General features: G+C 63.9%; 27 protein-coding genes. 8 read left to right on the top strand and 19 right to left on the bottom strand.

The window, feature by feature from the left end:
• Nucleotides 1-20: 20 nt before the first annotated feature.
• Nucleotides 21-401, bottom strand: a complete 381-nt coding sequence (locus BB28_RS16910) for a DUF5997 family protein (protein WP_030097092.1) — start codon at nucleotides 399-401, stop codon at nucleotides 21-23.
• Between the two features lie 28 nt (nucleotides 402-429).
• Between BB28_RS16910 and BB28_RS16905 the strand changes: the two genes are divergently transcribed.
• Nucleotides 430-1,143, top strand: a complete 714-nt coding sequence (locus BB28_RS16905; protein WP_046254332.1) for a LysR family substrate-binding domain-containing protein — start codon at nucleotides 430-432, stop codon at nucleotides 1,141-1,143.
• Between the two features lie 25 nt (nucleotides 1,144-1,168).
• Here the strand turns inward: BB28_RS16905 and BB28_RS16900 are convergent, their stop codons facing one another.
• Nucleotides 1,169-1,894 carry an alpha/beta fold hydrolase gene (locus tag BB28_RS16900; protein ID WP_046254331.1) on the bottom strand — a complete coding sequence of 242 codons (726 nt, stop codon included), beginning with the start codon at nucleotides 1,892-1,894 and terminating at the stop codon, nucleotides 1,169-1,171.
• A 219-nt stretch (nucleotides 1,895-2,113) separates the two neighbouring features.
• On the opposite strand from BB28_RS16900, the gene BB28_RS16895 reads away from it, so the two are divergent.
• Nucleotides 2,114-2,851 (top strand): maleylpyruvate isomerase family mycothiol-dependent enzyme, encoded by a 738-nt coding sequence (locus tag BB28_RS16895; RefSeq protein ID WP_046254330.1) that lies wholly within the window; start codon nucleotides 2,114-2,116, stop codon nucleotides 2,849-2,851.
• Here BB28_RS16895 and BB28_RS16890 read toward each other — a convergent pair.
• From BB28_RS16890 to BB28_RS16880, 3 genes are read right to left on the bottom strand one after another with little or no spacing between them, the layout of a single operon-like run.
• Nucleotides 2,831-3,475, bottom strand: a complete 645-nt coding sequence (locus BB28_RS16890; RefSeq protein WP_046255925.1) for a YoaK family protein — start codon at nucleotides 3,473-3,475, stop codon at nucleotides 2,831-2,833. The genes BB28_RS16895 and BB28_RS16890 overlap by 21 nt on opposite strands.
• 30 nt (nucleotides 3,476-3,505) lie before the next feature.
• Nucleotides 3,506-4,699 carry a geranylgeranyl reductase family protein gene (locus BB28_RS16885; RefSeq protein ID WP_046254329.1) on the bottom strand — a complete coding sequence of 398 codons (1,194 nt, stop codon included), beginning with the start codon at nucleotides 4,697-4,699 and terminating at the stop codon, nucleotides 3,506-3,508.
• 29 nt (nucleotides 4,700-4,728) lie between these two features.
• Nucleotides 4,729-5,583 (bottom strand): SDR family oxidoreductase, encoded by an 855-nt coding sequence (locus tag BB28_RS16880; protein WP_046255924.1) that lies wholly within the window; start codon nucleotides 5,581-5,583, stop codon nucleotides 4,729-4,731.
• A 187-nt stretch (nucleotides 5,584-5,770) separates the two neighbouring features.
• Here BB28_RS16880 and nrdF point away from each other — a divergent pair, with 187 nt between their 5' ends.
• Nucleotides 5,771-6,733 (top strand): class 1b ribonucleoside-diphosphate reductase subunit beta, encoded by a 963-nt coding sequence (gene nrdF, locus BB28_RS16875; RefSeq protein WP_046255923.1) that lies wholly within the window; start codon nucleotides 5,771-5,773, stop codon nucleotides 6,731-6,733.
• 116 nt (nucleotides 6,734-6,849) lie between these two features.
• Nucleotides 6,850-7,179, top strand: a complete 330-nt coding sequence (locus BB28_RS16870; protein ID WP_046254328.1) for a DUF3349 domain-containing protein — start codon at nucleotides 6,850-6,852, stop codon at nucleotides 7,177-7,179.
• Here BB28_RS16870 and BB28_RS16865 read toward each other — a convergent pair whose 3' ends face one another.
• The 8 genes from BB28_RS16865 to BB28_RS16830 all read right to left on the bottom strand — a co-directional run bounded on the left by BB28_RS16865 (nucleotide 7,180) and on the right by BB28_RS16830 (nucleotide 14,846).
• Complete coding sequence (locus BB28_RS16865; protein ID WP_046254327.1) at nucleotides 7,180-7,701, bottom strand: hypothetical protein; 522 nt, start codon at nucleotides 7,699-7,701, stop codon at nucleotides 7,180-7,182.
• A gap of 10 nt (nucleotides 7,702-7,711) precedes the next feature.
• A complete protein-coding gene (locus BB28_RS16860; RefSeq protein ID WP_046254326.1) occupies nucleotides 7,712-9,163 on the bottom strand; it encodes an LLM class flavin-dependent oxidoreductase in 1,452 nt (483 codons plus the stop codon).
• A gap of 56 nt (nucleotides 9,164-9,219) precedes the next feature.
• Nucleotides 9,220-10,260 carry an NAD(P)-dependent alcohol dehydrogenase gene (locus tag BB28_RS16855; protein WP_046254325.1) on the bottom strand — a complete coding sequence of 347 codons (1,041 nt, stop codon included), beginning with the start codon at nucleotides 10,258-10,260 and terminating at the stop codon, nucleotides 9,220-9,222.
• A 59-nt stretch (nucleotides 10,261-10,319) separates the two neighbouring features.
• Nucleotides 10,320-12,200 (bottom strand): ABC transporter ATP-binding protein/permease, encoded by a 1,881-nt coding sequence (locus BB28_RS16850; RefSeq protein ID WP_046254324.1) that lies wholly within the window; start codon nucleotides 12,198-12,200, stop codon nucleotides 10,320-10,322.
• Between the two features lie 82 nt (nucleotides 12,201-12,282).
• The gene (locus BB28_RS16845) at nucleotides 12,283-12,759 is read right to left on the bottom strand and encodes a nitroreductase family deazaflavin-dependent oxidoreductase (RefSeq protein WP_046254323.1); all 477 of its coding nucleotides are present in this window, start codon (nucleotides 12,757-12,759) and stop codon (nucleotides 12,283-12,285) included.
• A gap of 31 nt (nucleotides 12,760-12,790) precedes the next feature.
• The gene (locus BB28_RS16840; protein ID WP_046254322.1) at nucleotides 12,791-13,381 is read right to left on the bottom strand and encodes a TetR/AcrR family transcriptional regulator; all 591 of its coding nucleotides are present in this window, start codon (nucleotides 13,379-13,381) and stop codon (nucleotides 12,791-12,793) included.
• Nucleotides 13,382-13,407: 26 nt separating this feature from the next.
• Nucleotides 13,408-14,235, bottom strand: coding sequence for an EamA family transporter (locus BB28_RS16835; RefSeq protein WP_419894527.1), 828 nt, complete (start codon nucleotides 14,233-14,235; stop codon nucleotides 13,408-13,410).
• Between the two features lie 38 nt (nucleotides 14,236-14,273).
• Complete coding sequence (locus BB28_RS16830) at nucleotides 14,274-14,846, bottom strand: TetR/AcrR family transcriptional regulator (RefSeq protein WP_046254320.1); 573 nt, start codon at nucleotides 14,844-14,846, stop codon at nucleotides 14,274-14,276.
• Nucleotides 14,847-14,882: 36 nt separating this feature from the next.
• Here BB28_RS16830 and BB28_RS16825 point away from each other — a divergent pair, with 36 nt between their 5' ends.
• Nucleotides 14,883-15,299, top strand: coding sequence for a hypothetical protein (locus tag BB28_RS16825; protein ID WP_046254319.1), 417 nt, complete (start codon nucleotides 14,883-14,885; stop codon nucleotides 15,297-15,299).
• Between the two features lie 6 nt (nucleotides 15,300-15,305).
• On the opposite strand, the gene BB28_RS16820 is transcribed toward BB28_RS16825, so the two are convergent.
• The 4 genes from BB28_RS16820 to BB28_RS16805 all read right to left on the bottom strand — a co-directional run bounded on the left by BB28_RS16820 (nucleotide 15,306) and on the right by BB28_RS16805 (nucleotide 17,824).
• A complete protein-coding gene (locus tag BB28_RS16820) occupies nucleotides 15,306-15,779 on the bottom strand; it encodes an SRPBCC family protein (RefSeq protein ID WP_046254318.1) in 474 nt (157 codons plus the stop codon).
• Nucleotides 15,780-15,914: 135 nt separating this feature from the next.
• Nucleotides 15,915-16,427, bottom strand: coding sequence for a nitroreductase/quinone reductase family protein (locus tag BB28_RS16815; RefSeq protein WP_030097111.1), 513 nt, complete (start codon nucleotides 16,425-16,427; stop codon nucleotides 15,915-15,917).
• Nucleotides 16,424-16,702, bottom strand: a complete 279-nt coding sequence (locus BB28_RS16810; RefSeq protein ID WP_030097112.1) for a YciI family protein — start codon at nucleotides 16,700-16,702, stop codon at nucleotides 16,424-16,426. The genes BB28_RS16815 and BB28_RS16810 overlap by 4 nt, the downstream gene beginning before the upstream one ends.
• Nucleotides 16,703-16,753: 51 nt before the next feature.
• Nucleotides 16,754-17,824 (bottom strand): ABC transporter substrate-binding protein, encoded by a 1,071-nt coding sequence (locus BB28_RS16805; RefSeq protein ID WP_225421946.1) that lies wholly within the window; start codon nucleotides 17,822-17,824, stop codon nucleotides 16,754-16,756.
• 170 nt (nucleotides 17,825-17,994) lie between these two features.
• Here BB28_RS16805 and ctaD point away from each other — a divergent pair, with 170 nt between their 5' ends.
• Together ctaD and serB are read left to right on the top strand one after the other, a co-directional pair.
• Complete coding sequence (ctaD, locus tag BB28_RS16800; RefSeq protein ID WP_030097114.1) at nucleotides 17,995-19,692, top strand: aa3-type cytochrome oxidase subunit I; 1,698 nt, start codon at nucleotides 17,995-17,997, stop codon at nucleotides 19,690-19,692.
• Between the two features lie 18 nt (nucleotides 19,693-19,710).
• Nucleotides 19,711-20,946 carry a phosphoserine phosphatase SerB gene (gene serB / locus BB28_RS16795; RefSeq protein ID WP_046254317.1) on the top strand — a complete coding sequence of 412 codons (1,236 nt, stop codon included), beginning with the start codon at nucleotides 19,711-19,713 and terminating at the stop codon, nucleotides 20,944-20,946.
• A gap of 18 nt (nucleotides 20,947-20,964) precedes the next feature.
• Here the strand turns inward: serB and yczR are convergent, their stop codons facing one another.
• Nucleotides 20,965-22,413 carry a MocR-like transcription factor YczR gene (gene yczR, locus BB28_RS16790; protein ID WP_046254316.1) on the bottom strand — a complete coding sequence of 483 codons (1,449 nt, stop codon included), beginning with the start codon at nucleotides 22,411-22,413 and terminating at the stop codon, nucleotides 20,965-20,967.
• 62 nt (nucleotides 22,414-22,475) lie between these two features.
• On the opposite strand from yczR, the gene yczE reads away from it, so the two are divergent.
• Nucleotides 22,476-23,165 carry a membrane protein YczE gene (gene yczE, locus BB28_RS16785; protein WP_046255921.1) on the top strand — a complete coding sequence of 230 codons (690 nt, stop codon included), beginning with the start codon at nucleotides 22,476-22,478 and terminating at the stop codon, nucleotides 23,163-23,165.
• On the opposite strand, the gene BB28_RS16780 is transcribed toward yczE, so the two are convergent.
• Nucleotides 23,147-23,893 (bottom strand): helix-turn-helix transcriptional regulator, encoded by a 747-nt coding sequence (locus BB28_RS16780; protein WP_046254315.1) that lies wholly within the window; start codon nucleotides 23,891-23,893, stop codon nucleotides 23,147-23,149. The genes yczE and BB28_RS16780 overlap by 19 nt on opposite strands.

The raw sequence follows: 23,893 nt of genomic DNA, 5'->3' as shown, positions 1-23,893 counted from the left end.
AGCCGTTGATCTCTAACGGATCAGCGGGCCTTGTCTGCGCGCAGCGCCTTCACGCGTCGCTGTTCGCGTAGCACCTCTTGGTAGCTCTCGCGTTCGGCGATCAGCCAGGGCGGCTTCTCCTCGAGCAGCTGATCGATCTGCTCGGTGGTCAGCGCGCCCTCGACACCCCCGCGGGTGAGACCGGAAATCGAGACGCCCAGCTTGGCCGCCACCAGGTTCTTCGGGTGCGGCCCATGCTTACGGAGGTCTTTGAGCCACTCGGGCGGGTCCGCCTGCAGGGCGGCCAGCTCGGCGCGGGTGATCGGGTTCTCCTGGAACTCCGCAGGGGTCGCCTGTAAGTACACGTCCAACTTCTTCGCCGCGGTGGCGGGTTTCATGGACTGCGCGTTCGGCCTGCTCATGGCTTCAGCCTATCGGTAGCCTGATGCGGTGACCTCGCCCTCGCTCACTCTCGGGTACGTCCCCGGCGGGACGCCTGCGAAGTGGGCCCGTATCTGGGCAGAGCGTTATCCCGAGGTCCCGCTGCAGTTGCGAGCGGTTGCCGCAGCCGACGCGGCGGACGCGGTGCGGGCCGGCACCGTCGATGTGGCACTGCTACGACCGCCGTCCGATTCAGCCGGGCTGGCGGTGATCCCTCTCTACGAGGAGACAACGGTGGCTGTGGTGCCGGCCGATCACCACCTCAGTGCTGCCGACGCCATCACCGCTGCGGATCTCGATGGCGAGCCGACGCTGGTACCCCTCGACGATGTGCTGAACTGGGACGACGCTCCCGGCAGCCCGGTGGATCATCGACCCGAGACCACTGAGGACGCAATAGAACTCGTTGCGGCGGGGCTGGGCGCGCTCATCGTCCCGCAGTCCTTGGCGCGGCTTTATCACCGTAAGGACCTCACGTACCGTCCGGTCACCGACGCGCCCACGTGTCCGGTGGCGCTTGCCTTTCCGGAGGGCGTGCAGTCGGCGCTGGTCGAGGAGTTCATCGGCATTGTGCGCGGTCGCAAGCCAGGTTCATCGCGGGGGCAGGCCGAACCGGCGCCGAAACGTACCGCCCGAGAAAAGACACTGGCCAAGCAGGCCGCCCGCGCCACTGCGGGAAAGGTCGCCCGCAAGCCGGGGCGAACCGAGCGCGGTCGGCGCTGACACCGAGGAAAGTGGTGTGCGCCGGTTAGGCCGGGGTATGTCGTTTCAGGAACTCAGACACCGCTTCTCGAGCAGCAGGAAGCTCGTCGGTCTCTTTCCATCGTTCGATGAACTGCGCATCCGGTACGGCGTCCACAAGTGCGCGACTGGCGATCGCGGGATGGAACCTGTCGTCACCGTTGAGGACGAGCAACGGAACCCGGATATCCCTTAGTTCCGTGTCGGGCACACTGAAGACTCGATTGTCGTTGATGAACAACGCATTCCAATATTTCTGCCATGCGGTGTCGTCGGCTTCGGGGTGCGTGGACACCAGACCTGTCGACCACTCGTCGAATATCTCCCGAAATGTGGCGAGATTGTCGTCCTGGCCGATGGTCTGAGCCACCACCGCGGCGGTGATCCGTTCGGGGGCGGTGGTGGCGAGTTTGGCGATGAACGAGCCACCGATGCACATGCCCAGGACGTGGAAGCGGTCGATGCCCAGGTGATCAAGCAGGCTCAGCTGGTCGGCCGCGTAGGTCGCCCAGGTCTCCCGGCCGGTGACCGGGGCCGAGGACTGGCCTGCGTTGCGTTGATCCATCGTGATGACGCGGTAGTGAGCGGAGAGTTCTTGGATGGGGTTCCATGCGACGCGTTCCCAGTAGGGAATCGATGAGCGCAGGCCACCGGGCGCAAGCAACAGGATGGGATGTCCCGAGCCCTGTTCCTCGTAGTACAGGCTGGTGTTCTCTGCATCGAAAAAAGGCACGTTACGACTCTACTGATCGTGTCTGTTCGGCGATCGGGGTAACGAGGTAGCCCCGCCGCGCGGGTTGTTGTTCAGTACGTGAACGTGCATGCGTAGTGGCTTGTACGGCGTCGGCACGCGATGACGATCATGTCGCGCGAAACCCGTAGCACCGCATCTGTTCGGTCAATTGAGCGGACTCGGGTCTCGGTACTTACTGGATGCTGGTATGACTGCCGTATGACACCCGATGAGTGGCTAGAGGCGTTGCGATCGGGGATTGCGGCGGTCACCGCCACCCGGCCCGAGCATCTGGACCGGGAAGCGCCGTCCTGTCCCGGCTGGGCAGCACGCGATGTGGTCGCCCATCTCGGCGGAGTGCACCGCTGGGCCGTGGGAGTCGTTATCGGTCAAAAGATTCCGTACACAGATGTCGACCCGGACGCGCCGACGGGGGAGGCCGTCATCGGTTGGTATGCCGACCGCGCAGCCAATCTGGTCTCCGCATTGACCTCGAAAGATCTCGATACCCCCACGAAGTCGCCGTTCGGTGAGCGGCCGGTGCGGTTCTGGTATCGCCGGCAGGCCAACGAGGTGGCGGTGCACCGCTGGGACATCGAGCACGCATACCGGGGCTGGGACGCCGACCCCATCGACGCGACCCTCGCGGCCGATGGCATCAGCGAGTGGTCGGAGCTCTTCACACCCAGGCGTATCGGGCGTGACGGCGGCACCCCGGAGGACCTACTGGGAGCGCGAATACTTCTGCACGCCAACGACGCCGGCGGCTCCTGGCTGTTGCGTGCCGATGCTGACGGCATCGGCATCGTGGACGACGACGCGGAACCGGACGCCACGATTACGGCGTCGACGTCTGACCTACTGCTGGCGCTATGGCACCGGGTTCCATTGTCACACTTGACGGTCGATGGAGATGTGGCTCGTGTCGAGCGGGTGCTAGATCTGGTCCGGATCTAAAACCGCAGGGCTGGAACGGCGCACCAACCACGTGGTGATAGTGGCGATGAGCAGCAGCGCCAGGCCAATCCACAGTGCGTTGAGTCCGATGCGGTGGTAGGTCGCTGCACCCAGGACGGCGCCGACGGTCAGGCCCGCCCAGAGCGTGATGTAGCGCAGCCACACCCACCGAGGGCCGCCGAAGAACGCATCGACGAGTCGCTGCCCGGCCTTGACCACCGTGCCGGTGATGTAGGTGAGGCCCACCTGGACTTCGCCGGAGCGCTGGAAAACCGAGTTCATGGAGCCCATCGCGAGTGCCGTCAGGAGCAGCGCCGCGACGCCCGCGCCTAATTCCTGGGTGATCGCCGCCGCCGCCACGGTGCTTGAGGCAACCGCCAGGACGGCGACCCGTTCATGTTGGCCACTGATGCGTGATGCGACCGCACCGACCATCACCCCGATGAAGAACATGCCGATCAAACCGGCTGCCTTGTACGCGGATTCCCAGTGCTGGGTGGCGGTTGATGCCGCCATCCTGGTCGTGTTCCCGCTCATGAAAGACAGGAAGTACCCGCCCAGATGCACGAACCCAATCGCATCGAGAAACCCCGCGACCGTGGATAGTCCAGTGGCGAGCACCATCTCGCGCCGCCGGATCGACCACACGGCGAATCAGTGCTTGTGACCGGGGCCCTGAGCCCGCTTGTACAAGGCCTTGAGCATGTTGTCGCGGAAGGTCGCGTTGTCCATCAGCTTGATGCCCTTGTCGCACAGCCACGGATTGCCCAGCGCGCGGTGCATGATCCGCCCGCGGCGGTACTCCCGGCCCCAGGCATCGTTCATCCGCTGCTGGTAGTTGGTGAAGTCCTGTGGCCCGGCGTTCTGCAACGCCGCCACCGCACATTCGCCTGCCGCCAAACCGGATTCGAGGGCCTTGGAGATGCCGGCGCCACTGACCGGCTTACCCGCGCCCAGCGCGTCGCCGGCGAACAGCACGCCGGGACGCCAGGGCGGCCACGCGGTGAATCCCATGGGCAGGCGCCAGGCGCGCACACCCTTGTTCTTGCGCAGCTCGGCCAGGTCGGGCAGCTCCCACTCCCTGGGCAGCTTCTTCATGTAGGTATCGAGCACCTGCGCGGCGTTGACGTCCTGCCACTTCTTGTAGCTGTTGACGTACCCGATGCCGATGTTGATGCGTCCGGCGCCGAGTGGGAAAACCCAGCCGTATCCGATCAGCGCGTCGTTGTTGTGGTGCAGCCGCAGGTCGATGTCGAGCATGTTGGAGTCTTCGCGGTTGGCTTCCATCTCGGCCCGGATCGCAATCGCGGTGTATCCCTTGACCTCGGAGTCGAGGTTCATCGCGCGCTTGATGGGGGAGTAGGCGCCGTCGGCGACAATCACCGCGTCGGCCGAGATGGTCTCGCGAGATCCATTCGCGGTTTTGACTTCGATGCCCTTGACCAGGTCGCCGTCGCCGATTGGGGCCACTGCCTCGGTGGACTGGCGCACTTCTACGCCTGCGGACTCGGCGTGCTTGAGCAGCAGGGTGTCCAGCTCAGGGCGGCGCACCACATGTCCGTGATCGGGCATACCGGGACGCTTGGGGAAGGTGAGTTCCCAGACGCTGCCGCTGTCCACGCGCACACCATCGACGCGATGGAACTGGGCGACCTCTTGGGCCAGGCCCATTTTCTGTAGGTAGCTCACCGCGCGGGCGGTCAGACCGTCGCCGCACGGCTTATCCCGCGGGAATTCGGCCTTATCGACGAGAACCACGCTGGCGCCCGTGCGGGCGGCTTGCCAGGCCGCGGATGACCCGGCCGGGCCTCCGCCGACTACCGCAATGTCGTAGTGCTTCTCGCTCACGTACTAAATAGTAAGGGCCGAGAGCGCGTCTATTCGCCGTCGGGCTTGGTCACACCCAGGCTCGAACCCGCACGGTTCTCGTATGCGCTGCGTGCGTTGGTGTCGATATCGAGGAACACGCGATCGGTTCCGGTCTTTTTGCTCATGAACCGGCGGACCTTGGTGGGCAGGGAGTTGACGATCGTGGTGACGGCGCCCAGCGGCTTGGGGACAGTGACCTGCACGCGCGGTTTTTCGATGATGCGCACCACGGCCGCGGCGATGTCTTCGGGTTCGACGGGCTTCTGGGCGCCGGTCGAATCGGTGCCTGCGATCAATTCGGTGTTGGTGAAGGTCGGTAGTACGGCGCTGACCTGCACCCCTTGTGGCTCGAACTCGTCGCTCAGCGCGCGGGACAGACCGACAACACCGAATTTGGACGCGTTGTAGACCGCCATGCCGGGGGCCGCCATCAAACCGGCGACCGAGGCGATGTTGACGATCTGACCGCCACGACGCGCCACCATCTCGGGAAGCGCCAGGCGGCAGCCGTTGATGACGCCGTACAGATTCACCTCCAGCATCGACCGGATCGCACCGTCGCTGGTGGACAGGAACGGTCCGATCGGCATGACACCCGCGTTGTTGATGAGTACGTCGACCGGTCCGCCGGCACCGGCGGCCTCCAGGAAACGCTTGAACGAGGCGGGGTCGGTCACGTCCACGGGATGGGCATCGACGTTTCCTTCTTCTTTGAGGCCTTCGACCGCTGCTCCGAGCGCCTCGACATCACGGTCGCCGATCACCACCCGGGCGCCCCGACGCAGCAGCGCGGTGGCGGTGGCGTAACCGATACCGCGTGCGGCACCGGTAATGGCGATGTTCTTGCCCGTGATTTTGTCCATGACCACGGACTTTACACGTGTCAAGTTTGTGTCACCGGGAATTCTGCCGAATGAGTTCGACACGCTTAACCACAACACGTTGTGTTGCGCCGCGATGTCGGCCCCCAGGGGTAGTGTCTGTTCCACAGTCAGCGAATTCCCGCGAATCTGTTCGACGTTCTCCAGGAGTGGTCTCGTGAGTGAAAAACTGAAGCTGGTCAGCCGTGTCTCGGCGATCAACTGGAATCGGGTTCCCGATGAGAAGGATGCCGAGGTCTGGGACCGGCTCACCGGTAACTTCTGGCTACCCGAAAAGGTGCCGGTGTCCAACGACATCCCGTCGTGGAACACCCTGACCGATCACGAAAAGCAGTTGACCATGCGGGTTTTCACGGGTCTGACGCTGTTGGACACGATTCAGGGCACCGTGGGCGCGGTCAGCCTGATCCCTGATGCGATCACTCCGCACGAGGAAGCGGTGTACACCAACATCGCGTTCATGGAGTCGGTGCACGCCAAGAGCTACAGCTCGATCTTCTCGACGCTGTGCTCGACGCGTGAGATCGATGACGCGTTCCGCTGGTCGGAGGAGAACCCGAACCTGCAACGCAAGGCCGAGATCGTCATGGAGTTCTACCGGGGCGACGAGCCGCTCAAGCGCAAGGTTGCCTCGACCTTGCTGGAGAGCTTCCTGTTCTACTCGGGCTTCTACCTTCCGATGTACTGGTCGAGTCGCGCCAAGCTCACCAACACCGCTGACATGATCCGCCTCATCATTCGTGACGAGGCGGTGCACGGGTACTACATCGGCTACAAGTTCCAGAAGGGTCTGGAGCGCGTCGATGAGGCCACCCGCTCCGAGATCAAGGAGTACACCTACGACCTGCTCTACGAGCTGTACGAGAACGAAACCGATTACACCGAAGACCTTTACGACGAGGTCGGGCTCACCGAGGATGTCAAGAAGTTCCTGCGCTACAACGCCAACAAGGCCCTGATGAACCTGGGTTATGAGGCGCTGTTCCCGCGCGAGGAGACCGACGTGAACCCGGCGATCCTCTCGGCGCTGTCGCCGAATGCCGACGAGAACCACGACTTCTTCTCCGGGTCCGGTTCCTCGTACGTCATTGGCAAGGCCGTGAACACCGAAGACGAGGACTGGGACTTCTAGGCCTGCTGTCGGCGAACAGTCCCTCTGTGGGACTGTTCGCTGAGAACAAATGAACGGCCGGTGAACTGTATTGATGTCACCTCGCGCTGTGAACCTGCTGCGGGGACACTATTACCGTGACGAGCACATCGATTATCGGTTCGATCCTGTCCTGGCTGTCGGCCGGATACCCGGAGGGGGTACCTCCCACGGATCGGTTCCCGCTGCTGGCGCTGCTGCGCCGCACCCTGACCGAGGAGCAGGTCAAGGAAGTGGTCGCCAAGCTGACCGATCCGGCATCGTCCGCGCAGATCGATGGTGTGGTGAGCCAGGATGAGATCGAGAAGTTCATCACCGATGTGACGAAGGATGAGCCGACCGCTCAAGATATTTCGCGAGTCGCCTCGCGCCTGGCGGCCGGTGGCTGGCCGCTCGCCGGCGTGGATTCCACCGCGCTCAACGCGTAACTAGAACGCCCAGTTGCGTTCTGGGCTCAGTACGAATCCGTGTGTACCGCGGAGGTCGTCCACCAAACATGCCGTGGTCTTGGGTGCTGGGGTGGCACACGTCAATGTCGTTTGGCTGCCGTCGTCGTTGTGCACAGTGGCGGCTATCCGGACTTGGCGATTGCCGGGTAGCACTGGGACGCGGGATAAGTCGGGGTTGCCCTGCGATTCGCCCACTGTCGCAGGGGTGCCGTTGTTCCGTGCATAGCTACCCAGATCCAGTTGCGCCGACCCGGAGCCCTTAGGTCCGATGCAGGTCCATTGAAAATACGGGTTCCATCCGGCGCTTTCACACAAAACGCCGTCGGGTGTCGCGAACCGATAGACCTTGACGCTGAAGTACTGCCGGGACTCGACGGTGGGGAGCCCGCTGATCTCGGGGAAGCCCGGGGGCGGGTCGGCGGCAGCGGAACCAGCGCTAACGGTTGTCGCGCACAGCAGTGCGACTGAGGCGCACACACCCAGCCTGACGCTGCTCTTCATACATGGAAATCTACCGCCCGCGTGTTGGTGCCGGTGCTGTGGAACCCGACGACGAGGGAACGGTCGAGGGGCGATCGATAATCGTCGAGAGCGGCCCGCCGATTCGGTACTGGGCACCTCGGTGCTCGTCGGGGAGGCGATCACCCCTGCCCAGTAGCTTGTGACGCAATGTCCCTGGTGCGTACTCGTTTTGGTAGGCACCACGTTCGGTCAGCACCGGGACGACGTACTCGATGAAGTCCTCGAAGGTGCCGGGGGTGATCGCGTAGGCCAGATTGAAGCCGTCGACATCGGTTTCCTCCACCCATTCCTGCAGGGTGTCGGCGACCTCGGTGCCCGAGCCGACGACTCGCGGTCCCATCCCGCCGATCTCGCCCCACTCGGCGATATCGCGCACCTTCCACTCCCTGCCATCGTCGGTGGCGGCCTGGAACGCCGCGACTGCCGACAGGATCGCGTTGGAGTCCACATTTCCGATGGGTTCGTCCAGGCCGTAGCGGGCCAGATCCACGCCCATCCAGCCGGACATGAACACCAGCGCGCCCTCGGCGCTGCCGTAGCTGAGCAGCTCGCGGTGCTTGGCGTGCGCTGCTTCGGAGTTCTCGCCAGTGACCACGGTGGTGAGGTTGAAGATCTTGGCGGAGTAGGGGTCTCGCCCGGCGAGCTCAAGCTCGCGGCGGATGGTGGTCACCGTCTGGCGTAGCAGCTCTTTGGTGGGGGCCGCGGTGAACACGGCCTCGGCGTTCTCGGCGGCGAAGCGCACCCCGCGTGGTGAGGATCCCGCTTGGTAGATCACCGGGGTCCGCTGCGGCGACGGTTCCACCAGGTGCACCCCGGGGACGGTGAAATGTGTTCCCTCATGGCCGATGTGATGCACTTTGTCGGGGTCGGTGAAGACGCCCCGTGCGGCATCGCGAACGACGGCGTCATCCTCCCAGGAGCCCTCCCACAGCTTGTAGAGCACCTCCAGGTACTCGTCGGCGTGGTCGTAGCGGGCATCGTGCGCGGGCTGGTCGGTCTGTCCCATATTGCGCGCCGCGGCGGGCAGATACCCCGTGACCACGTTCCATCCGACCCGGCCTCCGGTGAGGTGATCGAGGGTGGATAGCCTGCGCGCGAAAGGATATGGGTGCTCAAATCCGGTGCCCGTGGTGACTCCGAAACCAAGATGTTCGGTGACGAGGGCCATCGCCGAGACCAGGAGCAGGGGATCGGCGACCGGTATCTGCGCCGCCTGGCGGATGGCGGCCTCATCGCTGGCGTCGTAGATGTCGTAGGTGCCGAGCACATCGGCGATGAACAGTCCGTCGAAGCGGCCGCGCTCGAGGAGCTTGGCCAGATTTGTCCAATAGGACAGGTCCTTGTACCGCCACGACTGGTCGTCGGGGTGCCGCCACAGGCCGGGGGATTGGTGCGCAACACAATTCATATCGAATGCGTTGAAACGGATGACGCGGGTCATCCCCTCAGCATCGGCACCCCGACGACATCAGTCACCGGTTGTACTCGGGATGAAACTTACAAAGTGGCGGTGTCGATGACGAACCGGTACCGCACATCGCTGGCCACGACGCGCTCGTAGGCCTCGTTGATGTAGCTGGCGTCAATGACTTCGATCTCCGACCCGATGCCGTGCTTGGCGCAGAAGTCAAGCATCTCTTGGGTTTCCGGTATGCCGCCGATCAACGAACCGGAAATACTGCGCCGGTTGGTCAGCAGCGGGAAGCCGGGGACCTCGATCGGGTTCTCGGGCAACCCCAATTCGACCAGGGTGCCGTCGACACCCAGCAGGCCCAGGTACTTGCCCATGTCCAGGTTCGAGGACACGGTGTTGAGAATCAGGTCGAAGCTGCTGCGCAGCGACTTGAAGGTGTCCGGGTCGGCGGTGGCGTAGTAGTGGCTGGCGCCCAAACGCAGGCCGTCTTCCATCTTCTTGAGTGACTGGCTCAGCACCGTCACCTCGGCACCCATCGCCTTGCCGAGCTTGACGGCCATATGGCCGAGGCCACCAAGTCCGACGACAGCGACGCGCTTGCCGGGGCCTGCGTTCCAGTGCCGCAACGGAGAGAAAGTGGTGATGCCCGCGCACAGCAGCGGCGCGGCCGCGTCCAGCGGCAGGCTGTCGGGGATGCGCAGCACATAGTTCTCGTCCACGACGATGGCCTGGCTGTACCCGCCCTGGGTCTGGGTGCCGTCACGATCCTTGGCGCCGTAGGTGCCCACCATGCCGCGCTCGCAGAACTGCTCCAGTCCAGCGAGGCAGCTCGAACACTCGCGGCACGAGTTGACGAAACAGCCGACGCCGGCATGATCGCCCGGCTTGAACTTGGTTACCTCGGAGCCGACCTCGGTGATAACACCGGCGATCTCGTGACCTGGGACGATGGGGTAGTTGGCGCGGCCCCACTCGTCGCGGACAGTGTGGATATCGGAGTGACAGATACCGGCGAACTTGATGTCGATAAAGACATCGTGCGGACCAACCTCGCGACGTTCGATTGTGGTGGGGACCAGGGGGTCCTTACCGGAAGTCGCGGCATAAGCCGACACGGAGACCATATATGCATCCTTTTGCGATAGTTAACATTGCTACCGATTAAAAGCCTACTCGGCCCCGCTTATTCCTGTCCGATGGGAGAGAGCGCCCAGCGCCCCTCGCCTATCAGCTCCAATTTCTGGGTGTGATGCTGGTCAACGGTGCTGCGATGGCTGACGCTGACGACGGTGCACTCGGGCACCTCGGTGCGGACAAGGCGGTAGAGCGCGAACTCCAGGCCCTCGTCGAGTGCCGAGGTCGACTCGTCCATGAAGACCACCTTGGGTCTGATGAGAAGGATGCGTGCAAAGGCGACGCGCTGCTGCTCACCGGGGGAGAGCACCTTGATCCAGTCGGACTCCTCGTCGAGGCGGTCGACGAGGTGAGCGAGGGACACCTTTTCCAGGATCTGGCGGAGTTCGTCGTCGGAGAAGGTTCCCGACTCGGCAGGGTAGGAGAGCGCATCACGCAGATTCCCCAGCGGGATATAGGGCAGCTGCGAAATGAACATAGTCTCGTGCTCACCGCCGGGGCGGCTCCAATGGCCATCCGTGTACGGCCACAACTGGGCAAGGGAGCGCAGCAGGGTTGTCTTGCCGCCGCCTGATGATCCCTTGATGACAAGGGCATCGCCCGCGTTGAGCTCCAGGTTCACATCATCGATGAGCGTATCGCCGTTGGGTTTACGGACATACACGTTTTCTAAGGTGACACCCTCATCCTGGGTGCCGGGGTCGAGTGAGGGAAGCTCGCGAGATTGTTCATTGGCCTGGAGCAGACCGTCGAGCCGGTTGACGGTGGCGCGATACGACGCGAATGTGTCATACGCGTTGCGGAAGAAGGACAGGTTGTCGTGCACCTGTCCAAAAGCATTGCTGGACTGGCTCAGCGCACCGTAACTGATCTCTCCGGCCATGAGCCGTGGTCCCTGAAGGACGTAGGCGAAGATCGCGGCGGCCTGGGTGACGCTGAGGTTCCATCCAGTGAAGCTGATGCCTCGGCCTACTAGGCGCCAGTAATTGGCAATGATTCCGTCGAATCGTTGTTTGAGCTGACGCGCTTCGGCGCGCTCACCGCGATAGAAGGCGACGCTCTCCGCGGTATCACGCAGGCGGACAAGCGCATACCGAAACATGGCGTTGAGTCGTTCGTTGAGGAAGTAGAGCCGGATGAGGGGGTGGCCGATCCAGAATGTGATGAGGGTTCCGACGATCACGTATAGGTAGGCGAGCCAGACCATCGCGTAAGGCACCGTGACGCCAAATATGTTCATCGTTCCTGAAAGCTGCCACAGAATAATGGTGAATGAGACTAGTGAGATCACAGATTTCGCGGCGCCGAACGCTAGGTGACCACCCGATGTTTGAAGAGTTTCCGGTGACGCATACATCGCGACAAAGTTGTTGATATCAGCCTGGATTCGTTGATCCGGGTTGTCTATCGTGCTGTCGATGAATCTTGATCGATAGAAAGCGCGTTCGTCCAGCCAATTGGTCGTGATGCGATCAGTGAGCCATACCCGCCATCGAATGATAAAGGCTTGCAAGATGTACACGTCGAGCATCGTTCGAGCCACGTGAATGGTGGCCAGGATGGCGAATATTCGAATGGCGTGCCAGAAAGCGGCGCGGGCCTCGGGCATCCCTGCCTTGTCTTTGGCGAGGGATCCGGAGATCGCCTGGATCGATGCCGCGATGTCGAAGTAGTAGTAAGAGAAGACAACCGTCAGGCGCACGCCAGCTACCACCGATAGCAATAGCACCGCTAGGTAGGTCCAGGTGAGACGTGCTTCACTGCCAGTGAAGAAGCCGCTGCTGATCCTCCAGAACTGGCGACCCCACTGAGTGAGTCTTACCAATAAGAAGGCGACCGCTACAAAGCAGACGAAAGTGAGAGGCCATACCCATGCGATCCAGCTGAGCGATCGCCATACCTCCGTGCCCCAGTCGGTCGCCGTCTTCATCGATCAATGTCCTCCGAATCAGTCACTATCCAGTTGACCGCGGAGTGTACGGGCACAGACTGAGCGCGTCCTGGCAACGCGGTTACGGCGCGGGTACGAACCTCACGAACGGTATGGCGCATCCCACCGCGCGATAGTCATCGACGGAGCCGTCGACCTCAAAACCCATCACACGGCTCAGTCGCTTCGCCAACCGCGGACGCTTCATCGCGTAGTTCGCCATGATCTCTCCACCCTCCTCGGTGGACAGCAAGGTTGCTCGCGCACCGTGAACGCGGCTACCCACCTGAATCGTCACCTCGGGTGTCTTGCGGATGTTCTTGTACCAGTCCGCGGCCGTGCCAAATCCCGACGCGGTGATGATGCTGCCGTCGTCCCTGCGCTCGACCACCTCCAGCGCGGCCTGCCGCGGCCGACCGGAGGAGCGGCCCACATGGGTGACCAACATCAGTCTCTTGCTCACCAGGAATCCGAGGTGGGCCCGGAACAACGTAATGGGGAGGCGCCACAGCAGGCGCTGGAAACCGGTTGGCGGATTAGGTTTTTGGATCTTTCTCACGACACTCTCCCTTCAGCTGGATCGGTTCGGCTCATTGCACGTCCAGCAGGCTTTCGAGTAGTGAAAATGCCTCGGCGGTTTCGATATTGGGATCGACTGAGTGGTGCAGCACCAGGCCGTCCATGAAGGCGATGATCAACGTCGCCATCCCGGCCGCGCGGCGCCGGGTCCACTCGGGGTGACGGATCCGTACATGGTCTGCGATCTCCGCGCGTACCTCTTTGAGCTTGGCGGCCAGCGCCGAACCCAACGCGGAATCGCGGGTCGCCCCGGAGATGAGTTCAACTGCCAGACGCATCGTGTGGTCGTCACTCGCAGTCTGAGGGAGTGCGTCACGCATCGTGCGCAGGGCGGTGCGTGTATCGGGAGCATCGAGAAACATCGTCACCAATGGGCTGATCACCAGTTCACAGGTCTGGCGCGCGACGGCGCAGTGCAGGCCCGGCAGTCCGCCGAAGTGGTAATGGATGACTCCGGGGTTGGTATCCGCACGCGCGGCGACTGCTCGGGTGGTCACCGCCGGCCATCCGCCCTCGCACAGCAGCTCGACCCCGGCTTGCACGAGTTGGGCGCGTCGCCGGCCACCACGCTCCGAATTAGGCCGATCGACCAAGTTGGTCATATGGCCAAATTAGCATGTTCCGCGTGCTACGTGCCAGGGAGCTCGCTCGGCAGGGAGTCTCGGCGTGCGGCCACCGCTACCACGATTGCCAGGATGCCGAAAAGTTCTGGTGTGCTGGGGATCTGGTGCATGACAAGTACACCGATCGCGGTCGCGGAGAGCGGGAGAAGCGCCAGGAGTACCGCGAAATGGCTTCGTCCAGCCCGTCGCAGGATCACCTGATCGAGCCCGTAAGGGATGACGTTGGAGAGCACACCCATCAGGAGTCCCAGGACGAGGATGTGAACGACGGGTACCTGACCGTGGATGCCGGCGATGCCCATAGCCAAGGCCGGGGCGGTCACGATCATGGCGACCGTGAAGCCCACCGCTAGCGAGTCTGCCGGGTTGCCCTGCAGCGCAACACGTTTTCCAAGCACGATGTACCCGGCCCAGAACAACGCGGCCAGTAGTGCGAAGGCCATTCCCACGGGCTCGGCGGAAAGCTGTACATCGGCGATCAGGACCACGCCGACGAGCGCGGCCAGTACCGAGAAGCCGTCTCGAAGGGACCGTGAACCGGCGGCGGCCACGACGATCGGCCCCAGAAATTCGATCGCCACCGCGGTGCCCAACGGCAGCCGGTCGATGGCCAGATAGAACGACATGTTCATCAGCGCGGTGACCACGCCAAAGCCCCCCGCCCACCACAACGCCCGGCCCCGCCAGGCCGAGCCCGCAGGCCGGGCGATGGCGAGGAACACGAGCGCCGCACCACATATCCGCAGCCAGGCCACGCTCACCGGGTCGAGCCAGCGGAACAGGCTGACTCCGGCCGCCGCCCCGATGTACAGGGAGGTGCCGCTGACGAGCATGAGTGCCGGCGCGGTGAGCCGGTGGTGCCCGGGTTCAGTCACCGCGCTGCCAAGAGCGTGCGGACCGCGTCCGCCAGATCTTCTTCGAGCCACGCGGGCAGGGCGGGCATGTGGCGGCGTACTGCGGCATACGGCAAGTCCACCACGGCCCGCGTGAGCCGGTCGCGTGAGCGCGCATCGGTGCGGCCGTAGATGGCCCGCGTCAGATCCCGCACGGAGGTGAACAGTGGCTCGTTCATCTCGTCGAGCGTGGAGCCCGCGTCGGTACCCAGGACGTCGGCACTGCGCAGGGAAAGCAGCAACCGGGCGTCCTCGGGGTATGCACGCGCGAAGGCGGGCACCGAAAGGGCTAGTGCCACGGCAATTTCAACAGGATCGGCGGAGGTGCGTAACGCATGGAGGGCGTGCTGGTGAAAGCGCTCAACCGCACGTAGCCACGTTGCCGACATGATGGCCTCGCGGTTGCCGAAGCGGTGATTGAGCGTCCCCGGTGGTGCACCCGAGGCTTCCGCTATCGCCGCAATGGTCGCGGCGCGGGGGCCGCCGTCGAGCAGCAGTGATCGCACCGCGTCAAGGATGGCATCGCTGGTGTGTTTGCGTTCAGGAGCCATCTGGAATATTCGTCCTAATTCTGGTAAATCTGGAATATGGAACATCTATCCTATATTGACGAGCATGCGATTCGTATCGACGCGCCGCGGGGGCAGGTGTGGGAGAGTTTGCGGCGCTACGTGGACGCGGTCTTACGATCCGCCGAGCGCAATCCGCTCGGCGCTGTGTTGGGCACCCGTCCGCGTGCGGGCTTCGCGGTAGACCGCATCGACCCCGAACAACGTCTGAGTTTAACTGGGCGGCATCGTTTTTCGCGGTACAAACTAGTGTTTGAGCTCGATGACGACTGCGGCGGCACTACCCGTCTGCGCGCGCAGACGTACGCGGACTTTCCCGGGGTGCGCGGCCGGATCTACCGCGCGCTGGTGATCGGCACCCGCGGACACGTGCTGGCGACCAATCACGTGCTGCGCTCCGTGAAACGCCGCGTCGTCGATGCGGGTTCGCGTTGAACTCAGCTACGAATTCAGTTCTCGTCGTGCCGATTCCTCGGCAAGTGCCCGCTGGAAGCTCCGGACGAATCCGACCTGAGTCTTCTTGAGCTGGCGTTCCAGCAGGCCCGGCAACCGGATCTTGAGATCCAGGGAGATGTCGGCGGTCAGCCGGGATTCGGGCTCGTCGGGGATGACGGTGAACCTGCTGATGTTGTGGCGCAGGGTTCTGCTCTCCAGCAGCGTGAGCTGGCAGCCGTCGGGATACCACTCGTACTCGGTCAGGGAGTCGTCGGAGATTCCGAGCGTGGAGCTCACCGTTCGCACCAGCCGTGGTGAGCCGTCGTCGAACGATTCGACGACGGTCATGGTGCTGGTGACCGGTGGCCACGTCGGCAGGTGTGGCCGTAGCCAACTGTCGACGGACTCAACGTCCTTGAGTACCTCAAGGACGGTTTCCGGCCGGGCTGCGACGGTGATGTCTAAGCGTTCCTGGATCACGTTCCATCCTTCCGCGGACTGCGGGGAACGTTAGCCCAATATGGGCCCAAATGGGAGCATTTGCGGCAAGTTGATTGTAAATTACCAGTTCAGAACCGGTACTTAAGGTACGGATACTACCGGTAACGGATAGCTTTACGGGGTGCGCTCAAGGGTGAAAACCCTGATCTCACGTCCGGTGCGGCCCTTGTACGCGGAGTACACCTCGAGCATCGCCTCGAAGCGCCGGTAGTAGTCGTCGCGCTCGGGGCCCTGGACAAGGGTTGCGATCACGTCGAAGGTCTGGCCGGCCAGTGTCACCTTGGCGCGCGGGTCGGCGAGCAGGTTCGTGGTCCAAGCGGGGTGCTTCTCCTGGCCGAAATTACTGCCCACCAGCGCGATTCGGTCACCATCGTGCAGATAAAGCAGCGGAGAGACCCGAGGCTGGCCAGACTTGCGACCCGTCGTGGTCAGCAGCAGCGTCGACAAGCCCAGCGGGCCCAGCACGGTGTATCTGCTGCCGGTGCGCTCCATAACGGCCCGGTCCAGTGGCGTCAGTTTCCGGATGGTCCACGAACCCGGTTTGGTGGCGGCGAACTTGGCCGCGACCCGCGACAGCGCACTGTCCGGATTGCCCCAGCGATTCTCGGGAAAACCCTTATCGCTCATGGGATTATCTCCGCCTTGCGGCCCGCGTTGAACCCGATTCGGGTGTATTCGGCGACCCCGGCCGTGGTGTAAGGGTCGGCGGCGATCAGGGCTTCGGCGTCCTGCGCGCTGATATCGCCGGTGACCAGCACGCCCCCGGTGCCGGCCTCGTTGCGGCCACTGATCAACAGGTTGCCTGCCGCGATCTCGCCATCGAGCCACTCCAGGTGCGCGGGGCGGACAGCGTCCACGACATCGAGCGGTTGGGTATAGGTCAGCTGCAGTACGTGGTACATGCCGGGAGCGTAACGCGTGCAGCGACGGGCGCGGGCCGGGCGACCGGGGATCTAGTTGATGGGTCGGTTGACGAACTGCAAGTCATCGAGAATCCCGCGCGCCGCGACAATTCCATCCCCGGTCTGCCAGATCTCGTTGTTGACCGCGAACACCCGGTGGTCGCGGGTGGCGCCGAGCGCCATCCAGGGCTTGGTGCTGAAAATCCGGGCGGCGCGATCCTTGGCCGACGGGCTGGTGAACGAGACGTAGACGATGTCGCCCTCGGCGGCCGAGAAGTCGTCGGTGTCGATCTCGATGAAGGGGGTATCGCTAAACCGTTGGGTGGCAGGACGATCCAATCCCGCTGTGGCGAGCACCGATGCCGGGAAGTTGTTGGCCCCGTATACCCGCACCGTCTGATCGGTGAACTGGACGATCGAGGCCTGGAAGTGTGCGGTGTCGTTCTCGCGGCCCACCTTCTTGGCGGCGTCGACGAAATCCGACCACAGTTTGTCGGTCTCCGCGGTCCGGCGGGTCGCCTTACCTACCAGCCGGACGTGCTCGGCCAGATCGTGTCCCGACACGATCACGGTGGGAGCGATGGCGCTCAGGTCGAGGTAGGAATTCTGCTCCCCATTGGAGCTCAGGATGAGATCCGGCTTGGCGGCGCCGATCTTGGCCAGGTCTGGAGATGCCATCGGGCCGATCGACGGCAGGTCGTGGACCGTCGTGCCCAGGTATGACGGGGGAGAGGTCGCGCGGTCAGTCAACCCGACCCCGACGATGCGATCCTGCAGCCCGAGCGCACACAGGGTGTCGATGGCGCCGCCGTCAAGGACCACAATCCGCTTGGGGTCTTCGGGTACCTCGGTTTCGCCCTGTGCGTGCCTCACCTCGCGTGGCGCGGCGGGGTCGAGGGCCGCCGGATCCTTGGCGCAGGACTCGTCGGGCTTGCGCTCATTACCCAACACGCCCGCGCCGGCAATCCTCGTCGTACTGGTGACCACGGTGCTCGCGGTCTCGTTGGTGGGTTTCTCGGTACAGCCGGCCACCGTCGCCGCCAGTGCCGCCGATATCACGGCAGCGCCCCAGAACCTCACTGTCTGCACCCGGTTGAACTTACCGCGCGGGGTCGTGAACACGCGGGTAGGACCGCGGCAGGGCCCGGTGACCACGTCCGCGCGGATGGTAATCAACCCTAAGTACGACTCTCTGTAGGACCCGCTCCGCGATCGGGGGTGGCGCGGGCTAGGATTCACCCCAGACATGCAGTCACTGGAACGACTGCGCGCTACGAGGAATCGGAGGAGCCGTGACCGCCGAAGCACCCCCCATTGGTGGATTGCAGGCCAGCCGCCCGTTCCCGCCCCGCACGGGCGCGCGGGGCACTCTGATCTATCGCTTGATCACGACCACCGATCACAAGCTGATCGGCATCATGTACCTGGTCGCGTGCTTCGCGTTCTTCCTCATCGGCGGCTTGATGGCGCTGTTCATGCGCGCCGAGTTGGCCGTGCCGGGTCTGCAGTTCCTGTCCAACGAGCAGTTCAACCAGCTGTTCACCATGCACGGCACCGTGATGCTGCTGTTCTACGCGACGCCCATCGTGTTCGGCTTCGCGAACGTGGTGCTGCCGTTGCAGATCGGCGCCCCCGACGTCGCCTTCCCGCGGTTGAACGCCTTCTCCTTCTGGCTGTTCCTGTTCGGCGCCATGATCGGTATCGCCGGCTTCATCACCCCCGGCGGCGCCGCCGACTTCGGCTGGACCGCCTACACCCCGTTGACCGACGCCATCCACTCGCCGGGTGCCGGTGCTGATCTGTGGATCATGGGTCTGGCCGTCGGTGGTCTGGGCACCATCCTCGGTGCGGTCAACATGATCACCACGGTCGTGTGTATGCGCGCCCCCGGTATGACCATGTTCCGGATGCCGATCTTCACCTGGAACATCCTGGTGACCAGCGTGCTGGTGCTGCTGGCCTTCCCGCTGCTGACAGCGGCGCTGTTCGGTCTGGCGGCCGACCGCCACCTCGGCGCACACGTCTTCGATCCCGCCAACGGCGGTGTCCTGCTGTGGCAGCACCTGTTCTGGTTCTTCGGACACCCCGAGGTGTACATCATCGCGCTGCCGTTCTTCGGCATCGTCTCGGAGATCTTCCCGGTGTTCAGCCGCAAGCCGATCTTCGGTTACACCACGCTGATCTACGCGACGCTCGGTATCGCGGCGCTGTCCATCGCGGTGTGGGCGCACCACATGTACGCCACCGGCGCCGTGCTGCTGCCGTTCTTCTCCTTCATGACGTTCCTGATCGCCGTCCCGACGGGCATCAAGTTCTTCAACTGGATCGGCACCATGTGGAAGGGCCAGCTGACCTTCGAAACCCCGATGATCTTCTCGGTGGGCTTCCTGGTCACCTTCCTCTTCGGTGGTCTGACCGGCGTGCTGCTGGCCATGCCCCCTGTGGACTTCCACGTCACCGACTCGTACTTCGTGATCGCGCACTTCCACTACGTGCTCTTCGGCACCATCGTGTTCGCGACGTACGCCGGTATCTACTTCTGGTTCCCGAAGATGACCGGCCGCCTGCTCGACGAGCGCCTCGGTAAGTTCCACTTCTGGCTGACCTTCATCGGATTCCACTCCACGTTCCTGGTGCAGCACTGGCTGGGTAACCAGGGCATGCCGCGTCGTTACGCCGACTACCTGCCCACCGACGGCTTCACCTTCCTGAACTCGTTCTCGACGGTCGGTGCCTTCATCCTGGGTGCCTCGACCCTGCCGTTCCTGTGGAACGTGTTCAAGAGCTACCGGTACGGCGAGGTTGTCACGGTCGACGACCCGTGGGGCTACGGCAACTCCCTGGAGTGGGCCACCAGCTGCCCGCCGCCGCGGCACAACTTCTCCGAGCTGCCCCGAATCCGTTCGGAGCGCCCGGCATTCGAGCTGCACTACCCGCACATGTCCGAGCGCATGCGCGCTGAGGCACATGTGGGTGGCGGCCATAAATAACGGCCGCGATACGCAGCTGTGAGTGACCGCGTCACGGTTCTGATCACCGTCACCGGGGCCGATAAACCCGGCGTCACCTCGGTGCTGATGGGGGTGCTGTCCCGCCACGGTGTCGAGCTGCTGAATGTCGAACAGGTTGTCATTCGCGGCAGGCTCACGCTCGGTGTCCTCGTCAAGGCACAGGGTCGCAGCGAAGCTGTTGAGGCGCTGCAGGACGAGCTCGAAGAGGCCATGCATACCCTCGGATTCGATGTCGACGTCGAATTCGGTGGGGACAGTTCGGTGATTAAAGATCCGTCGACGCACACCATCGTGGTGCTCGGGAGGCCGGTCACGGCGCGCGCTTTCGGCGCGGTCGCCCGCGGGCTGGCCGGTCTCGGCATCAACATCGACCTCATCCGGGGTATCGCCGACTACCCGGTGACCGGCCTGGAACTGCGCGTCACCGTCCCGCAAGCTCAGCTGACCGATGTCGACCTGCACACCGCGATGGCCCAGGTGGCCGCCGACGAGCCGGTGGATATCGCCGTCGAGCACAGCAGTCTGGACCGGCGGGCCAAGCGGCTCATCGTTTTTGACGTGGATTCGACCCTTGTCCAGGGTGAGGTCATCGAGATGCTGGCCGATCGGGCCGGCGCGCGCGAGCAGGTCGCCGCGATCACCGAGGCCGCTATGCGTGGGGAACTCGACTTCGCCGAGTCGCTGCACCAGCGGGTCGCCACACTCGCCGGGCTTCCCGAGTCGGTACTCGACGATGTCGCCGACGAATTGGTGCTCACGCCGGGCGCGCGTACCACCATCCGGACTCTGCGTCGGCTGGGCTACTCCTGCGGTGTGGTGTCGGGTGGATTCCGTCAGGTGATCGAGCCGCTGGCCCATGAACTGGCCCTGGACTTCGTGGCGGCCAATGTCTTGGAGATCGTCGACGGCAAGCTCACCGGCCGGGTGATCGGGGAGGTGGTTGACCGCCCCGGCAAGGCCAAGGCATTGCGCCAATTCGCCTATGAGGCAGGTGTTCCGCTGGCGCAAACGGTGGCCGTCGGAGACGGTGCGAACGATATCGACATGCTTTCGGCGGCCGGGCTCGGCGTGGCCTTCAACGCCAAACCCGCGCTGCGGAAGGTGGCCGACGCGTCGGTGAGCCAGCCGTATCTGGATGTGGTGCTCTTCATCCTCGGTATCACCCGCGCCGAGATCGAGGCAGCGGATGCCGTCGACGGTGGCGTGCGTCGCGTCGATATCCCGGACGACTAGCCGCTGCCGGATCGGGCCTCAGCCCACCATCGCCGAGTCGGAAAGCGGCAGTGCACCGGTCACGGTGTGCCAGGCCTGGGCCAGCAGCTCCACACCGCGTATCAACTGATCGTCATGCTGGGTGAAGGGCACCCGCACGAATCGTTCCAGCGAGCCGCCGACACCGAACCGCGGGCCGGCGGCGATACGAACCCCGAGGCGCGCGGCAGCGGCGGCGAGTGCGGTACTCATTGGGGCGGGCAACCGGGCCCAGATGCACAGTCCGCCTTCGGCTTCCTGTAGCTCCCAATCGGGGAGCCGACGACGCAGCTCGGCCAATACCAGGGCGCGCCGTGCGCGCAGGGTCGCCCGCTGCACGGCCTCCACCTCGTCCGCGTGTTCCAGAAGCTCGGCGGCGGCCAACTGCTCCAGGATCGGCGTGCCCGTGTCCATGGCGGAGCGCACTGCCGCGAGCCGGGCGACCGTGGTGCGGTCGGCACGGACCCAGCCGACGCGCATGCCGCCCCAGAACGACTTCGACATCGACCCGATGGTGACCACCAGATCGGGCCGGGCCACCAGCGAAGCCATGGGCGCGGGGGTCGAGGCCTCGTGCCAGGCACCGACAAGTGACTCATCGACAACGGTGCGGGTTCGAGTCTGGGATATTATGTCCGCCAACGTCTTTCGCTGCGCAAGCGGCATCGTGAGACCGGTGGGATTGTGGTTGTCCAGCACCAGGTAGGCCAGGTTGGGGGCCGTTTGGCGGATGGTGGTCTCCATGCCGGTCATATCCCAGCCGGATTCGCGCTCGTGGGTGTGCATCGGTACCGGAACCGGGCGCCCGCCACGCTGGGTGATCGCATCGAGTGCGCCGTGGTACGTCGGCTGCTCCACCAGGACCCGGTCGCCGGGCTCCACGAAGGCGCCGAGGAGCAAGGCGATGGCCTGCTGGGCGCCGCAGGTCACCATGATCTGATCCTCGGTAGTAGGCAGCCCGCGTCGTGAGAAGTGCTCGGCGATACGAGGGCGCAGTTCTGGAATGCCCACCAGCTCATGGCCGATTCCCCGAAGATGGGTCGGCAGCTTGGTCAGGGCCACCTGGTAGGCGTCCAGTACCGCGGCCGCCGGCGCTGCGGTCGCCGCGTTTTGCAGATCGATCATCGGGGTTGCCAATCCCGTGGTGGCCGAGGGTGATCGGTCGGGTCCGGGCAGGGCGGTAGTGCTGCGCGCGCCCTGGCGGCCGCGCAGATATCCGCTCTCGCGCAGTTCTGCGTACGCGGCGGTGACGGTGGTGCGGCTGACGTGCAGGGCACTTGCCAATGCTCGTTCGCTGGGGATGCGGGCCCCCAGGGGCAGGCGTCCGTCGATGACGAGAAGCCGGATCGCATCCGCCAACGCTCCGTAGGCGGGTCCGGCAGACCCTGCCGTGCGCCATTGGCCGAGGTGACGGGCCAGGGTGTCTGCAACGACCACACGATCGGACATAAAAGCCAGTGTGACTCAACTGGCTATTGAAAGACAAGCCAGTTGGCTCAGAAAATCATGTGGTGACCGGGAAATGGATTGGATGGAGTGCGCGCGGTACCGCGCTGTTGGTGGGTCTGTATCTGTACGGGGTCTCGATGGCACTGATGGTGCGGGCGGGCCTCGGGCTGGACCCGTGGGACGTGTTCCATCAGGGGCTCTCCCTGCGGACCGGAATGAGCATTGGGCTGGCCTCGGCGGTGACCGGTGTTGTGGTGCTTCTCGCGTGGATTCCGTTGCGCAACAAGCCTGGTGTGGGGACGATCGCCAATATTGTTGTCATCGCCGTCGCCGTTGATTCCACATTGGCCTGGTTGTCCGCGCCCTCGGCGATGGCTGTGCGGGTGGCGTTCCTGGTCGGCGGTGTATTGCTGAACGCGATTGCCACGGTGCTTTATGTCGGCGCTGGGCTGGGCCCGGGGCCTCGTGATGGACTGACAACTGGACTGGTTCATCGCACCGGTCGGTCTGTGCGGCTGATCAGAACCACCATCGAGGTCATCGTGGTGGGGACGGGCTGGCTGCTCGGCGGCAACGTCGGGGTGGGGACCGTGCTCTACGCGCTAGGTATCGGCCCCCTCATTCAGGTGGTGTTGCGGCTGCTGCCACGGCGGCTGCTGGCCGTCAGCGGCTGGGGCGTGGTGTTGAGCACGCAGCGTGAGAACGCCGCGTGCGCGGAGCCGTCGAAATCACCTCAGGATGTGGCGGCTTGACTGTGCCGGTCGAGTGACTCGGCATCGGCAAACAACTGATTGCGAACCGCTTCCGGGAGGTCGAGCAGTTTGGATGTCAACTCGGACACCACTGGGTTCTGGGCGAGTTCAAGGGTGGTCAGATCGGCATCCAGCTCGTCCGCGTAGCCACTATCTGTGAAGTAACGGACATCGATGCGGAAAGCGTGCGCGATGCTCTCCAGTGCCTGCAGTGAAGGGCGTCCTCGCTGCCCATTGCGCAGCTGTGACAGATAAGGCGCCGAGACCACGGTGCCGCCAGTGCGCATGAACACAAGGAATTCGCTGTTGGAGTAGGGGCCGCGGCCCGGTGTATGCAGCACCGCGAACACCCGGTTAAGTCTGGCGACGAATTCCTCTTGCGCTCGGGAGTCCTTGAACGGATAGAGGGCATTGCGGTTGCTCTCAGCCGACGAATCAAGTTTTGATGTGCGACTATCTTCCGGACTGTCCGATCCTTGAATTCGCCGGTTGGCATCGATCAGGCGGCCGAGAGCCGTCGTATCGCGACGCAGCTGAGACTGGAAGGCGTCCACTCGGCGACGCCATGCCTTGAGGTCATCCCATACCCATGATCGATCCTCGCCATGAGCTGCACGTTGCTGAATGCGGCATGCCTCGGCATCGAGCTGTGCGATCAGTCGATGGTTAGCAAGCCCGATGTTGTGCACCGTGTCCAGGTAGGGATCCGGATCAAGATCGTTTGTCAT

Source organism: Mycobacteroides chelonae CCUG 47445 (assembly GCF_001632805.1).
In the GTDB taxonomy this organism is placed as follows: Bacteria; Actinomycetota; Actinomycetes; order Mycobacteriales; family Mycobacteriaceae; genus Mycobacterium; species Mycobacterium chelonae.
The sequence above is the reverse complement of the archived record's forward strand: the minus strand, read 5'-3'. Positions and strand labels throughout refer to the sequence as shown.

Excerpts from the sequence above, each read along its gene's own strand:
- BB28_RS16910 (WP_030097092.1), bottom strand. The coding sequence starts at position 401 with ATGAGCAGGCCGAACGCGCAGTCCATGAAACCCGCCACCGCGGCGAAG.
- BB28_RS16895 (WP_046254330.1), top strand. The coding sequence starts at position 2,114 with ATGACACCCGATGAGTGGCTAGAGGCGTTGCGATCGGGGATTGCGGCG.
- BB28_RS16890 (WP_046255925.1), bottom strand. The coding sequence starts at position 3,475 with ATGGTGCTCGCCACTGGACTATCCACGGTCGCGGGGTTTCTCGATGCG.
- BB28_RS16880 (WP_046255924.1), bottom strand. The coding sequence starts at position 5,583 with ATGGACAAAATCACGGGCAAGAACATCGCCATTACCGGTGCCGCACGC.
- BB28_RS16865 (WP_046254327.1), bottom strand. The coding sequence starts at position 7,701 with ATGAAGAGCAGCGTCAGGCTGGGTGTGTGCGCCTCAGTCGCACTGCTG.
- BB28_RS16860 (WP_046254326.1), bottom strand. The coding sequence starts at position 9,163 with ATGACCCGCGTCATCCGTTTCAACGCATTCGATATGAATTGTGTTGCG.
- BB28_RS16855 (WP_046254325.1), bottom strand. The coding sequence starts at position 10,260 with ATGGTCTCCGTGTCGGCTTATGCCGCGACTTCCGGTAAGGACCCCCTG.
- BB28_RS16850 (WP_046254324.1), bottom strand. The coding sequence starts at position 12,200 with ATGAAGACGGCGACCGACTGGGGCACGGAGGTATGGCGATCGCTCAGC.
- BB28_RS16840 (WP_046254322.1), bottom strand. The coding sequence starts at position 13,381 with ATGACCAACTTGGTCGATCGGCCTAATTCGGAGCGTGGTGGCCGGCGA.
- BB28_RS16835 (WP_419894527.1), bottom strand. The coding sequence starts at position 14,235 with ATGCTCGTCAGCGGCACCTCCCTGTACATCGGGGCGGCGGCCGGAGTC.
- BB28_RS16830 (WP_046254320.1), bottom strand. The coding sequence starts at position 14,846 with ATGGCTCCTGAACGCAAACACACCAGCGATGCCATCCTTGACGCGGTG.
- BB28_RS16825 (WP_046254319.1), top strand. The coding sequence starts at position 14,883 with ATGGAACATCTATCCTATATTGACGAGCATGCGATTCGTATCGACGCG.
- BB28_RS16815 (WP_030097111.1), bottom strand. The coding sequence starts at position 16,427 with ATGAGCGATAAGGGTTTTCCCGAGAATCGCTGGGGCAATCCGGACAGT.
- BB28_RS16810 (WP_030097112.1), bottom strand. The coding sequence starts at position 16,702 with ATGTACCACGTACTGCAGCTGACCTATACCCAACCGCTCGATGTCGTG.
- yczR (WP_046254316.1), bottom strand. The coding sequence starts at position 22,413 with ATGTCCGATCGTGTGGTCGTTGCAGACACCCTGGCCCGTCACCTCGGC.
- BB28_RS16780 (WP_046254315.1), bottom strand. The coding sequence starts at position 23,893 with ATGACAAACGATCTTGATCCGGATCCCTACCTGGACACGGTGCACAAC.